This window comes from Kordia sp. (genome assembly GCF_045105435.1).
Classification (GTDB): domain Bacteria; phylum Bacteroidota; class Bacteroidia; order Flavobacteriales; family Flavobacteriaceae; genus Kordia.
On the sequence record NZ_JBGCDL010000255.1, the window covers coordinates 1 to 14,071 of the forward strand.

Sequence of the window (14,071 nt, forward strand, 5' to 3'; positions counted from 1 at the left end):
CTGTAAAGAAATGGGTATTAAAACGGTTGCCGTATATTCTACAGCCGATATTGATAGCCTACACGTACGATTTGCTGACGAAGCGGTTTGTATTGGACCTGCACCAAGTAGTGAATCGTATTTAAAAATGGCAAATATTATTGCTGCTGCAGAAATTACAAATGCAGATGCCATTCATCCAGGATACGGATTCTTATCTGAAAACGCCAAATTCTCAAAAATTTGTGAAGAGCACAACATCAAGTTTATTGGTGCTTCTGCTGATATGATTGACAAAATGGGAGACAAAGCTTCTGCAAAAGCTACAATGAAAGCTGCAGGTGTTCCTTGTGTTCCAGGAAGTGAAGGAATCATTGAAGACTTTGCAGAATGTGAAAAACTAGCCGTAGAAACAGGATATCCTGTAATGCTAAAAGCAACTGCTGGTGGTGGTGGAAAAGGAATGCGTGCCGTTTGGAAACCAGAAGATTTAAAAGATGCTTGGGATTCTGCTAGACAAGAATCAAAAGCCGCTTTTGGAAATGATGACATGTACATGGAAAAACTGATTGAAGAACCAAGACACATCGAAATTCAGGTGGTTGGAGACTCTTCAGGAAAAGCATGTCACTTGTCAGAACGTGATTGTTCTGTACAACGTCGTCACCAAAAATTAACAGAAGAAGTGCCTTCTCCATTTATGACAAACGAATTGCGTACACGTATGGGAGAAGCTGCTGTAAAAGCTGCTGAATTTATTAAGTATGAAGGTGCTGGAACAGTAGAATTCTTAGTAGATAAGCACAGAAACTTCTACTTTATGGAAATGAATACACGTATTCAAGTAGAACACCCAATTACAGAACAAGTAATTGATTTCGATTTGATTCGTGAGCAAATATTAGTAGCGTCTGGTGTGCCAATTTCTGGTAAAAACTATACGCCAAACTTACACTCTATAGAATGTAGAATTAATGCTGAAGATCCGTTTAATAACTTTAGACCTTCTCCAGGAAGAATAACGGTATTACATGCGCCAGGCGGACACGGAGTTCGTTTAGATACACATGTATATGCCGGATATTCAATTCCGCCAAACTACGATTCTATGATTGCAAAGTTAATTACAACAGCGCAAACTCGTGAAGAAGCCATCAATAAGATGAAACGTGCTTTAGATGAGTTCGTAATTGAAGGAATTAAAACAACGATTCCTTTCCACAGACAATTAATGGATCATCCTGATTATGTTGCTGGAAATTATACAACAAAATTCATGGAAGACTTTGAAATGCAAGAAGAAGCAGAGTAAATTTTAACCAAAATAGATATAGCAAAAAGCTCCTTAATTTTTTAAGGAGTTTTTTTATGCTCTTTTTAAATTAACTGTATATATCTCATTTTATGAGTGTTATATGGGTTTTAGTGCAATGCATTTCCACTGATAATAGCTCGCAATACTCAGAATAGTTCGGTATTTATAAATACAGACCAACACCTTTAGTACATAGATCAGTAAAAACTTTGGCGAGTCTATTTTTAAAAGAAAAATAATCATCGGAATGACACAAAAAATGCTAGAAGATGAATTCAATGAACCAAGAGCAAAAGATTCATTTTATTTTTCTTTTACATTCCACTGCGCTTGCTTTGATATATGTTAAAACAACAGAAAAATACATAGCTACCTTTCATAATTCTTCATTTTTCAATACAGAATAAAAACCTTTAGCTATATTGAAGCCAAAATGAACTCATTCATAATGAAGCTAAGCTATTGGGAATACAAATCATGGCTGACAAATGTCGATTTCACTATTGTGGGAAGCGGTATTGTCGGACTCAACTGTGCGTTACAACTCCGAAAGCAATATCCAAGTGCAAAAATCGTCGTGTTGGAAAAAGGAATTTTACCGCAAGGCGCGAGTACAAAAAATGCTGGTTTTGCCTGTTTTGGAAGTCTCTCAGAAATTTTAGACGATCTCAATACACATTCTGAAGAAGAAGTGCTAAACCTTGTCAAAAGACGTTGTAATGGTTTGCAGTTGCTTCGTGAAACTTTGGGCGACACCACAATCGATTATCAAGCTTTGGGCGGATACGAATTGTTTACGGAAGCAGATGCAGACTTGTATGAAACCTGTTTGACGAAAAAGGACGAAATCAATCAGTTGTTGTTTCCTGTTTTTGACGGAAATGTTTTTAGTGAAGTAGCTAATAAGTTTCAGTTTGAACGTATTCAGCATCACTATATATTCAATCAGTTTGAAGGACAAATTGATACAGGAAAAATGATGTTTTCCCTATTGGAAAAAGTAATTTCAAACAACATTCAGATCTTAAATTCCGTTACAGTTGATGGTTTCTCGGAAAACGGAAATGCAGTACATGTACAAACCAATCATTTTGACTTTCACACAAAAAAATTACTCATTGCTACCAACGGTTTTGCATCACAATTACTCAATGAAAAAGTAAAACCTGCACGCGCACAAGTGTTGATTACAAAACCAATTCCAAACTTACATATAAAAGGAACTTTCCATCTAGACAAAGGCTATTATTACTTCAGAAACATCAATAATCGCATTCTATTTGGCGGTGGACGAAATCTAGATTTTAAAGGCGAAGAAACAACCGAATTTGCACAAACCGAGATCATTCAGCGGAAGCTGGAAGATATTTTAAAAACGACTATTTTACCCAAAAACACGGTTGAAATTGAACATCGTTGGAGCGGAATTATGGGCGTTGGATCACAGAAAAAAGCAATTATAAAACCACTATCAAATCATGTATATTGTGGCGTTCGCTTAGGCGGAATGGGCGTTGCTATAGGAAGTTTGGTAGGAAAAGAATTAGCAGCATTGGTATGAACGTAAAAGAAGCATTATATAATTCATGTTTAGAAATTGTCAATAAACGACAAGCAACGATTCAAGATACATTTGCTGGAATTCAAGAAGCCATGTTGTCGGAAACCAAAAGTTCAGCAGGAGACAAGCATGAAACTGGTCGTGCTATGTTGCAACTGGAACGTGAAAAGCTAGGAAATCAATTGGCAGAAGTTCAAAAAGTAAAAGAAATTCTATTCAAAGTAGATCAAAAATCAACGGTTTCGCAAGGTTGTTTGGGAAGTGTTGTATATACTACACAAGCCAATTATTTTATTTCGGTAAGCGTTGGCGAAATCATTGTAAACAACGATAAATTCTACGCGATTGCAACCAATACACCAATTGGAAAATTATTATTAGGCAAAAAAGTGGGCGATTCTATAAGTTTTAGAAATCAATCTTTTGTTATTGAGAAGGTTTTGTAATTGAGTTAGATGTGCTTTGTTTTTAGAGTGTTAGATATTTTAGGTTTCCTATAACGTCATTCTGAGCTTGACTCAGAATCTCAGAAGAATGATGAATAATTTAAAATTTAACATTAAAGAACCCTATCTTGCTACTTCTAAAAAACAAAGAAACATGAGTTATATAATGATTGATATAGAATCGGACGGACCAATTCCTGGCGATTATTCTATGATTTGTTTTGGAGCCGTTTTGGTAGATCCTGCACTTGATAGAACGTTCTACGGAAAAATAAAACCAATTTCGGAGCAATTCAATCCGGAAGCATTGGCAATTTCAGGATTTTCGCGTGAAGAAACTTTGGAATTTGATGATCCAAAAACTGTAATGACCGATTTTAAAACCTGGATTCAAGAAAACTCGAAAGGAAGACCAATTTTTATAAGTGATAACAATGGATTTGACTGGATGTTTATTTGTTGGTACTTTCATCATTTCATAGGCGAAAATCCGTTTGGATATTCTTCCAGAAGACTTTCCGATTTGTACTGCGGAATGGAAAAAGATACCTTTGCCAAGTGGAAACATTTACGCAAAACCGTGCATACTCACAATCCTGTTGATGACGCTATGGGAAATGCAGAAGTATTACTGATGATGAAAAAAGAAATGGATTTAAAGATTAGTTTGAAGTAGTTTTTTTGTTGGAATCAGGATTTTTAGAACCTAGATTCTAGATGTTTTCTAAATAAATTTAGTGTTTCAATGTAGATTTCGATAGCTCTATTGAGCGGAGTCGAAATACAAAATTTCATATTGAAATTACACTCGATCATACGGTTTGAAGATAAGATAATCTACGTCATGCTGAACTTGATTCAGCATCGCATAACAGTAAGATTACCAGGCTAATATTCAACATAAAAAAGAAAACATTCGTGAGTTCGTGGTGAAAAAGGAATTAAGATTTTTAGAGCCAAGATTCAAGATGTTTTCTAAATAAATTTAGTGGTAAAAAAGTATTGCGCAAGAGTAAGAAATAATTTAAAATTCAACATTTAGCATCCAACATAAAGAAGAAAAATCTAAAAGCGCATCGATCTAACATCCAACAGCGGAGCGATCTAACATCTTATCATTAATAATCGTTTCAAACTCTTCCAAATACATTTCAGTAATTCGTTTCATAGGAAATGCAGTAGCTGCTTTGTAATTCGTTTTTCCAAGCGAAATTCTATACACGTCGTTCGTCACAATTGCTTCAATGGCATTTGCCAAACTATCTACACTTGTAGGTTCAAAGAATTCTCCTCTATAACCTTCATCTTTTACAAGCAAAGCTAAATCGCCCAAATCTGGCATTACAACTGCTTTTCCATAGCTTCCTGCTTGGTGTAACACGCCCGAACTTCCTGTGGTAGCTGTATATGGAAATACAACAACAGCACTTTCGTTAAATAATGGCGCTACATCAGCTTCTTCTACATAACCAGTAAATGTCAATTGCGGGACATGTTTGTATTGCTCTTGTACGTTTGCCAAATATCCTGGTACATTTGGATTGTCGGTTCCTGCAATGACGATTTCTAAATCTAAACCTGAAGTTTTGCGGACTTTTTCCACAGCTTCAATCATCGTTTCTACTTTTTTGTACGTTCCAAACTTTCCAAAAGCCATTATTTTCAATGGTCCATCAGGCAGATCATACGTTGGTGTTGAAGCAATTTCAAACGTTCCATGTGGAATCATAGTTACATTGTCGGCTAAATATTTTTTCTCTAAAACATTCACATATTTTTGCATGGTTACAGCAACTGTATCTGCTTTTAAAAGCAATCTTGTTAAGTTTGCTCCAATGTAATTATATGTTTTTTGTAGTAGTTTATTAGATGTAAATCCGGCACTTTTTAAATCAACTTCTTCTAAAATATTGTGTAATAAAACAATATTAGGAATATTCTTCATGGAACAAATCCAAGGAAGCATCAATCCTAAAGCAGCAGCCACTTTTTTGTCGCCAAACTTCATAAACTGCAAGTTGAATAAAACGGCATCAGGTTTTGTTTGGTTGATAGCTTTTGTAACCGAAAAGATATTTTTGTAACTATTAAACTTCCAACATTCTTTTACGGTAACCTTACAACCAGCTTTCGAAAAATTCAAATCTTTTGCTTCTGGAGTTGCATCTGTTAACAAAATGATTTCTGTAATGTTTTCCTTCTGGCGAAAGCTCTTCACTAAGTGATATGCGTATTCGTTTAAGGTTACTTTACTTGGCGGATATGCGGTTACGATTGCTAACTTCATGAGATCGAGTTTTTTAGTTATAGTACAAATGTGCATTTTCCACCTCTGAAAAATGGACGACTTGTGCCGAAATGCAAGTATGTTTCGGTGAAAGGAAAGAGTGTTTAGATATCTTTTTTAATGATTCAAGAATATAGAGTCAAGATTCAAGATGATTTCTGAGGTCATTCCACATTTGTTACTAAATCTAGTTGCTACAAATGAGATTCAAGCGTCACTTCGAGTGAAATTTCAGTATGAAATTTTGTATCGAGAAGTACTACGAAAACAGATTTCTTCAAAGTACTTCTCGATACAATTTTTCTTCATGTTATTTTGAAAAATCACTCGAAGTGACGTGTATTGTTTACGATAGTGTACGTCATACTTGCTCGCAACGACGTTTCAAATAATAACTACTAACACAAGTCTAATTTGTGCCGACAAACAAGCTAAAAAATTCGTGCATTCGTGGTGAAAAAGATTCAAGAATATAGAGTCAAGATTCAAGACGATTTCTAAGAGCCTTTAGTATTTTAAACTAAAAACATTGGTTATAAAAAAGTATCTCAATAAACAGATTGCCACGTCATACTTCCTCGCAACGACGTTTCAAATAATAACTACTAACACAAGTCCAACTCGTGCCGACAAACAAGCTAAAAAAATGCGTGTATTCGTGGTAAAAAACAGCAAGAGTAATTATCAAAGAGAGAGAACAATTCAAAATTTATCATGTAACATTCAACATAAAAAATCTAAAAGCGAAGCAATCCATTTTTATTCTCAAAAAAGAAAAATCCCAACTGCACAAGCAATAACAAAACCATTGCAATGATTTGAACATGTACAACTTGTGCTAAACTTTCGTGAAAGAAAATAACCAATACAACTTGAAGCATTCCGAAGATTCCAGAAAGTACCACAGGAATGTATTTGTCTAACGATAAATAGTAATATGCGAAGATATTGGAGATAGCGAAAATTCCTGTTGCCAACGCATATTTCCATAATAATGGTGTTATTGAAAGATACTTTTCACCAAATAAAACGTGTATAATTTGTTCTGGGAAAAGGACACAGCCCAAAATAATTGTAGCGGCAATTCCGCCAATATAACTTACATATTTTAGTAAAATAGGAACGGTATCTTTCCCTTCTTTTTGCAACTTTACAACTGTTGGCAATAACAACATCACAAACATCCAAGCAACGAAATACACCACACGACCAATTAATGCTAACGAAGCGTATAAACCTGCATCGTACGATTCAAAATAATGTTTTACCAATAAAATATCACTGTTGTTAATAATGATTTGTGTCAGTTCATAAAAAGCAGTGATGATAAAAAAGTTACGCACTAATTTGCTTTGTGTCTTGTTGAGAACATTCACTGGTTGAAATGAAATGTTCCTGAATTTAAAAGGAATCAATCCGCAGAAAAAAGAAGCAATAATTCCGAAAGAAACTAATAAAGCAGGATCAATTTGAAGAACATATAAAAGCGCTAATGTAATTCCTAATCGGCTCAACATTTCTGCCTGATAAGTTACTGAAAGTGCTATTAATTGTTGCTTTCCTTGAAAAATTCCTCTGTTCACACTCATGATGAAATAGAGTGGAATTCCCAATCCGAAAACGACAAACATATTGGAGGATGAGGTTTTAAAAAAGACTTGCAATTCCGTTGAAAACAACACAATTAAAAACCCTAAAAACAGTCCAGTAATCACAGATTTCTTGTACATATTAGAAGCAAAAGCATTGAAAATACGTGCTTCAAACAATACCGAAAATTTAGCTGTCACCAATTGAAACGTCATCGCAACAAACGATAATACCAATAAAAAAGTAACCAATACGGCAGCATCTGCAAACTTTTCAGGTCCTAAAAATCGACCCAATAGTAAATTGTAGACATAATTTCCACCATTCACCAAAATGCCACTGAGCATAAAAATATGTGCTGTAGTAAGGTTACTTTTTAATTTTCTTGCGATTGCGATCATGTTGTTATTTTTGAATACTGAATACTGAATACTGAATACTGAATACTGTGAAACTCTGATATTAGAATTTAGTTTGAAGGTTATCTCAATACTAACATCTCATTTCTCACTACTACTTAAGCTACTTGCGAACAATTAAAATCTTGATAAATATCTTTACAGCCATTTCCGATTACTGAAAACATTTTATGATTTCTGAGCGCGATTGCCGTTACAGTTTTAATTCCTTCCAAGCCATCGTGATCAATTTCAGTTACACCATCAATATTTACAACTACATTTTCATGTTGTTCAATAATGTGCTCAAAGTGAATAATAAATGATCTTGTAGTTGCCGAATTTAATTGTCCGTTTACTGAATAAGTTCCATTTTGTTGTGTGATTTGTAAAGCCATTTTTTTAAGTTTTTGTGGGTTTGTATGCAGCAAATATCTTCGAAATGCTACCAAAAAAGCTTCATTGTCGGTGAGATTCAATTTTGTTGCGATGAATGAAGCGTCGTTGATGCTTACCTTACAATTGTCTAAAATCAAGATTATGAACACAAAATATATACTACTTTTTTCGTTCCTATTTATAGGTGTTTTTTGCTTCTCTCAGAATATGAAAGAAGGTTTTTCATATTTAGAAACAGGAAAGTATCAAAAAGCAGAAATATTCTTTAAAACTGTTTTGCAAGACTATCCAACAAATAAAACCGCACGTTTGTGTTATGGTCGCGCAGTTGGACTGAATGGCAAATCTGCGGAAGCGAAAACAATCTTTACTGATTTAGTGAAAGACTATCCAAACGATTTTGAAGTGAAGTTGAATTACGGTGAATCCTTATTATGGAACCAAGAGTTCAATCTCGCGAAAGCGTATTACCAAAAATTAGTAACGGAAAATGCCAAGAGTTTTCCAGCCTTATTGGGTTTTGCAAATACCTTATCGAATTTAAAGGAATATGATGAAGCATTAACGTATGTGAATAAAGCCTTGGAAGTTTCTTCAGGAAATCCGAATGCGTTGACGTCAAAAAAGTATATCTATTTAGGTCATGCCTACAAAAAACAGCAAGCGCAACAATATGCTGAAGCAGAAACTTTATTAAAAGAATGTCTGTCGCTTTTCGCGAATGATACAGATGCGTTGTCAAATTTGGCAAACTTGTATTTGATTAAGGGTGAATTTGAAAACGCAGAAACAACTTATAAAACGATGTTTGAAAATGCAGAAAACGATACAACTTCAATTTCGGCGTTGAACGGTTTGGCGTTGGTACATCATTTAAAAGGTAAGGAGAAAAAAGCTTTGCAGACGAGCAAAACTGCTTTTGATCGTTTGAATGATTCCTTAGAAACTTCCATAAAACAACGAACTACGGAACGTTATATTCAGGCATTAATTTGGAATAAAAAGTATGGAAAAGCTGAAAAATTGATTGATGAAATCATTAAAAAACAACTAAACGAAAACTGGATTTTAGCCTTACGCGCAACCTTAAACGTGTACAAAAGTAACTTTAAAAAGAGCTTGGCTGATTATGATCAGATTTTAGTAAACGATTCTACTTCGTTTGATGGAAACTTAGGAAAAGCCAATGTATTAAAAGCTTTAGGGCGTTATAACGAAGCGCACGCTGCCGCAGAAAAGACGCTGAAATTTTATGACAACCAGAAAGATGCTACAAACTTCATTAAAGAATTGGACACGAAGTTTACGCCTTTTTATGATGGAAAAGCCTCGTATACATTTGATAATGGTGATAACGAAGCGTTTTCGGTGCAAAATACGGTTGAAGTTCCGTTTTCGACACGTTTGAAACTACTCGGAAACTATAATTACCGAACTACAAATAATACGGTAACCAACAACAAAGCGACTTCGCATGCACTTTCGGCAGGTTTGGAATATCAATTGTTGCCAAATATGACGTTTAAAGGAACAGTTGGACTTACATCAGCAAAAGCAGAAACAAACGATTTTACACAGTTGCTAGCAGATGTGTCATTGAACATAAAACCATTCAAATTACAAACTTTAGATATTGGATATAAACGCGAAATTCAGAGTTTCAATGCCGATTTACTTGATCGCGAGATTGTGCAAAATAACTTCTACGCAAATTACAATGTGAGTACGAATTTTAATCTCGGTTGGTTTACGCAATACTATTATACATCGCAAAATGATGACAATTCCAGACATTTACTGTTTACGTCTTTGTACTATAATCTTTTGAGCAAACCGTCTTTAAAAGTTGGTGTAAACTATCAGTACATTACGTTTGAAAATCAGGTTCCTAGTATTTACTTCAGTCCTTCAAAATTCAACGCAGGAGAAGTATTTTTAAACTTAATTAAAGATGAAAACATTACAAAACCAAACGAATGGTTTTACGAACTTACAGCTGCCACAGGTTTACAATATATTGAAGATAACGAAAGTCAGAGCACCTATCGTTTTCAAGGGAAATTGGGTTATAAATTCTCTGATCGTTGTTTGGTAAATATCTTTGGAACGCGTAGTAATATTGCATCTGCAACTGCTGCCGGGTTTACGTTTACGGAAGTTGGCGTGAGAGTGAAGTGGGTTTTTGGGGAAAGTGTTGGGTTTAAGAGATAAAACTAACTACTAATAAAAATATGATTTGTAAATAACGTATGTGGAGCGCTTACGAGATTTATATCAAATTTTAATGATGGTTCAACTCTAGAACTAGCATTGTGAATCCTAAAAGAAATTTGCCATCCTTCATTCAAGGAAACCAATAAAGTAGTCTTAGAATCTTTTTGATATACGATTTCTATTAAGCGAGTAGGAAGTTTTAATTTCGGAATTTTCGCTTTTGGCTTCACATTTTTAAATGGTAAGTTTAAAGTTCCATGTAAATTGTAAACTTGAATTTCTACCTTCTTTTGTCCTTTAATAACTTTATAAAAATCTTTATTTCCAACTAAATACTGAACTAGGTTTTCAGCTACAATATTTGGATTTTCTTTATCAAGGCGTATTAATTCTTTTCTAAAAGCATCTAAAATAGGAACATATACGACATCATGCATGTTTTCAATAGAAGTCCACTTCGTCGATTTATCTTTTGTTCTTAACTCAGTTAACATATCAAATATTGGCTGAGTTTCTTTAAAATAATTGGTTGAACAAGAAATATTCAACCATTTTTTTCCAAAATCAATTTTTTGAGACAACCGAGAATGTTTAACAGCTCTGTGATTATTTTTAGCAGATATTCCTATTTCCCACTTTTGTGAAGAACGAATGATTAATACGTCTCTAACATCACCTGTTTGACCTGCTAGATCGCTTGCTAATTCAAGAACCAAGATGTCTTCTTTATTAATGCTGTTTGATAATCGAGGTTCAATATCAATTAGAAAATTTATAGCTGCGCTAGCTGTAATTCGAAATATATTTCTTTCCGATTCCTCAAAATCTTCAAAATAGTTTTTTGCTATTTCATGCGGACTATTTTCTAAAATAGAAACGTTTGTTAATGGTTTTAAACGATCGTAAAATTCTAAAAGTAGGGCGTATTCAAATGCTTTTCCATTGATTGTTTGATTCGCCATAATTTATGAAGCTATAGTATGTAATTCTAAAACTTGTTTTTTTATTTTTTCAGCATTTTTTATTTGAAGCTTTATACTTGATGCAATGTGCTTTGCTAAATTAACAGGAACCGCGTTTCCAATCATTTTATAGCCTGCTGCGACTTTTTTATAATAGAAAACGAAATCATCTGGAAATGTTTGAATTCTTGCACATTCTCGTACACTTAATCGTCTATATAGATGTTCTTTTCCTGGAACAAAAATACGAGTATCTTGTTCTATGAGTTTCATTTTTGGGGCTTGAGGATGAATAGGAGCATGCCTTCCACCAGCTTGAATGGTAAAAGATTGCTGGTCCCAAGAACGCACTCTATTTCTTGACATAAATATGCTAGAAAATCCACCGATCATATATTCGTGATTAGGAACTTTACAATTCTTACCGTTTGTATTGTTGAACTCTAATGCTGGTAAAACACCTTCTTTTAAATCTAAAATTGCAGTTTCAAGATCGATTTTTTGGAATGTTTCTGTTGGAAATTCATATTTGAAATCTAGATCTTTTCTGATGCCAACAAAAAACACTCTTTTCCTATCTTGTGGAACATTATAATCTGAAGCGTTTAGCATTTTAAAAGATAATTCATAACCAACTCCAGCATTTCGGAATAGTTCTTTAATTCCTTCCAAAGCTTCCGTATGTTTAGAAATAAGCATTCCACTTACATTTTCAGCTAAGAAAAACTTAGGTTGTTTTGCTTCTAAGATTCTGATAAAATCATAAAACAACTGCCCTCTTTTATCTTTAATTCCTCTTGCTGCTCCAGCTTCACTCCAACTTTGACAAGGTGGACCACCAATTATTCCATCGCAATCCGGTACTTCTTCAGCAGGAACATTAACTATACTTCTTTTATCTAAGATAGTTTCGGGATGATTTTTTTCATAAGTTTCCCAAATGTCTTTATCATATTCATTTGCCCAAATGACATTAAACCCAGCTTTTTTAAATCCTAAATCTAAACCTCCTGCACCTGCAAAAAATGATACTATTTTCATATTGTCTTCTCTTTTTCTGATTTTTTATTAAGGTTTCTACGATATTCTGCTTTTTCCTCTGCAAGCTTTAAAAGTTGTTTAGAACAGTTTGTTTCGTAAATTTTCTTAGCAATTTGATCAGTTATATATTCGTTTTGTAGCTCTTTTAAGTTTAAGCTGAATATTTTGGCTAATTTGACAAGTCGTTTTTCATCAAAATCACGTTTTCCATTTTCAATCTTGCTCAAATTTGCAGAATCGAGATCTAATTTTGCAGCAAGTTGAGTTAAGGTAAATCCCTTTTCCGTTCGTAAAAATCGTATATATTCACCAAAAGTGGCTTTCATTTGACTTGTCAATTTTTGACAAAAATATAGTATTTTAAATACTTTTCAAAGTATATTTACTGCAAAGACAGGAAAACCAAAAAAGACAAAAAGAATACATCCTTTTGCCTTTTCCTAATCAACCAAAATAATTACTATAAAAAATCTACTTCTATTATTTTACTACCAGTTTTAAAGTTTTATAGGTTTGAGTTCTTCCTTTTATTTTGCAAAAATACAATCCAGGACGCAGGTTATTTCGGTTTAGGGGGATTGTGTTCTGACCGTTTTCGGTTCTAACCTTCATTGTATAAACTACCTTGCCTACTTGGTCATACACAAATAACTGCGCGTCCTCGGATTGCTTTGCAGTAAATAGGATGTTTGTATGTGTTGTCATCGGATTTGGTATTGCCGACATCTTTTTTGTTTCGTTTTCTATTTCAACAACACTTAACGTGCTTTCGCTAGAAAAATATATGTGTGATACAGCTACAGTACGTGTAATCAACTCTCCGTTTTCGGAAGCCATTGTAAATACAATAGTTACGACATCATCTAATACTATATTGTTGTTAGCTGCTGATGAAAAACCTGAAATTGGTAGATTAAATTCTTGATCGTTCTCCGTAAGTGTAATCGTTTTTTTAGGCTGCGATTCCCAGTTAGAAATACTTGCTTTTACAAACGTAATTTCTAGTTTTCCTGTGCCGCTTGCCGTAAAATTTAATGTATTATAAGCTGTTAAATCAACTGCTTTAAATCGTGGAGTTAAGGCTCTGTAAGCTGCAAAATAAGTGTTTGTAGTTGCGCTTAGCGATATATTTCTTTCTATTGGAAACACATCAGTATCAAATTCAAAATCATTTGGCGAAACGGTATAGTTTAATACGGTTGTACTTTCTTGCGAATCATCAATTCCCCAAGGACCATCAGACATAAATAAATCGTCTGGAGTAGCAACGCCATCGCCAATTCTAAATCCAATATCAAACAAGTTTCCTGTTGGTACTTGCAAGTTGGTAATGTAATTTCCGTTCAAGTCTAAGGTTGAATTTGTATTGTTGAATTCACTCGTTTCTGTAGTTCTAAAACCTGCATCAAAGTTTACATTTGCCGTTGCATTTGTATTTACAATCTCTAAATCGAGCGCACCGTTTTCATATTTTCCTTTTCTCACAAAAACCGTTGGCGGTGTTGAGTTGTTATAACCTGAGATTGGTTTTTGAACGTTTAGTAAGTTCAATACTTCTTCGCCCAAAAGGTATAAATCATCTAAAGAATTTGACCAAATTTGAAAATTGTAAAAAGTAACATCGCTTTCGTATTTATCTAAATTCCAGTGACTTTCTATAGAAAAGTTAGCATCGCCGTTTGTTACTTTCGCCGAAAGGCTTAACACAAATTCAACTGTATTATCTGTATTTTTTATGAGCGATTTAATAAACTGCTGTCCGTTAATATAAATTGTTGAGACTGAAATTAATTCTGCGCCCAACAAACGATCGCAGATATATTTTGTGTGTTCGTACACACCATTTTCCGTTTTTAGTGCCAATATAGAAGCAACCGAA

The 14,071-nt window shown here is 34.1% G+C and carries 12 protein-coding genes; 5 read left to right on the forward strand and 7 right to left on the reverse strand.

Going from position 1 to position 14,071, the window contains the following annotated elements:
• The 4 genes from accC to AB8B65_RS13040 all read left to right on the forward strand — a co-directional run.
• A partial coding sequence (gene accC, locus AB8B65_RS13025; protein WP_405301517.1) for an acetyl-CoA carboxylase biotin carboxylase subunit occupies positions 1 to 1,291 on the forward strand: 1,291 nt, incomplete at its 5' end.
• A 451-nt stretch (positions 1,292 to 1,742) separates the two neighbouring features.
• On the forward strand, positions 1,743 to 2,855 hold the full coding sequence (locus AB8B65_RS13030) for an NAD(P)/FAD-dependent oxidoreductase (RefSeq protein ID WP_405301532.1): 1,113 nt from the start codon (positions 1,743 to 1,745) through the stop codon (positions 2,853 to 2,855).
• The gene (locus AB8B65_RS13035; RefSeq protein ID WP_405301518.1) at positions 2,852 to 3,301 is read left to right on the forward strand and encodes a 3-oxoacyl-ACP synthase; all 450 of its coding nucleotides are present in this window, start codon (positions 2,852 to 2,854) and stop codon (positions 3,299 to 3,301) included. Before AB8B65_RS13030 ends, AB8B65_RS13035 begins: the two co-directional genes overlap by 4 nt.
• Before the next feature lie 154 nt (positions 3,302 to 3,455).
• Positions 3,456 to 3,977: a 3'-5' exoribonuclease domain-containing protein gene (locus AB8B65_RS13040; protein ID WP_405301520.1), complete on the forward strand. Its 522-nt coding sequence runs from the start codon at positions 3,456 to 3,458 to the stop codon at positions 3,975 to 3,977.
• Positions 3,978 to 4,382: 405 nt separating this feature from the next.
• Here the strand turns inward: AB8B65_RS13040 and AB8B65_RS13045 are convergent, their stop codons facing one another.
• The 3 genes from AB8B65_RS13045 to AB8B65_RS13055 all read right to left on the reverse strand — a co-directional run bounded on the left by AB8B65_RS13045 (position 4,383) and on the right by AB8B65_RS13055 (position 7,974).
• Positions 4,383 to 5,588: a glycosyltransferase gene (locus AB8B65_RS13045; RefSeq protein WP_405301522.1), complete on the reverse strand. Its 1,206-nt coding sequence runs from the start codon at positions 5,586 to 5,588 to the stop codon at positions 4,383 to 4,385.
• Positions 5,589 to 6,325: 737 nt separating this feature from the next.
• On the reverse strand, positions 6,326 to 7,579 hold the full coding sequence (locus AB8B65_RS13050; RefSeq protein WP_405301523.1) for an oligosaccharide flippase family protein: 1,254 nt from the start codon (positions 7,577 to 7,579) through the stop codon (positions 6,326 to 6,328).
• A gap of 116 nt (positions 7,580 to 7,695) precedes the next feature.
• Complete coding sequence (locus tag AB8B65_RS13055; RefSeq protein WP_405301524.1) at positions 7,696 to 7,974, reverse strand: hypothetical protein; 279 nt, start codon at positions 7,972 to 7,974, stop codon at positions 7,696 to 7,698.
• Positions 7,975 to 8,116: 142 nt separating this feature from the next.
• Between AB8B65_RS13055 and AB8B65_RS13060 the strand changes: the two genes are divergently transcribed.
• Positions 8,117 to 10,186 (forward strand): tetratricopeptide repeat protein, encoded by a 2,070-nt coding sequence (locus AB8B65_RS13060; protein ID WP_405301525.1) that lies wholly within the window; start codon positions 8,117 to 8,119, stop codon positions 10,184 to 10,186.
• Between the two features lie 2 nt (positions 10,187 to 10,188).
• On the opposite strand, the gene AB8B65_RS13065 is transcribed toward AB8B65_RS13060, so the two are convergent.
• The 4 genes from AB8B65_RS13065 to AB8B65_RS13080 form a co-directional block, all read right to left on the reverse strand.
• Positions 10,189 to 11,151, reverse strand: a complete 963-nt coding sequence (locus AB8B65_RS13065) for a HaeIII family restriction endonuclease (protein ID WP_405301526.1) — start codon at positions 11,149 to 11,151, stop codon at positions 10,189 to 10,191.
• Positions 11,152 to 11,154: 3 nt separating this feature from the next.
• The gene (locus AB8B65_RS13070) at positions 11,155 to 12,192 is read right to left on the reverse strand and encodes a DNA cytosine methyltransferase (protein ID WP_405301528.1); all 1,038 of its coding nucleotides are present in this window, start codon (positions 12,190 to 12,192) and stop codon (positions 11,155 to 11,157) included.
• Complete coding sequence (locus AB8B65_RS13075; protein ID WP_405301530.1) at positions 12,189 to 12,518, reverse strand: helix-turn-helix domain-containing protein; 330 nt, start codon at positions 12,516 to 12,518, stop codon at positions 12,189 to 12,191. Before AB8B65_RS13075 ends, AB8B65_RS13070 begins: the two co-directional genes overlap by 4 nt.
• A 154-nt stretch (positions 12,519 to 12,672) precedes the next feature.
• The coding region (locus AB8B65_RS13080) for a T9SS type A sorting domain-containing protein (protein ID WP_405301531.1) at positions 12,673 to 14,071 on the reverse strand (1,399 nt) is incomplete at its 5' end.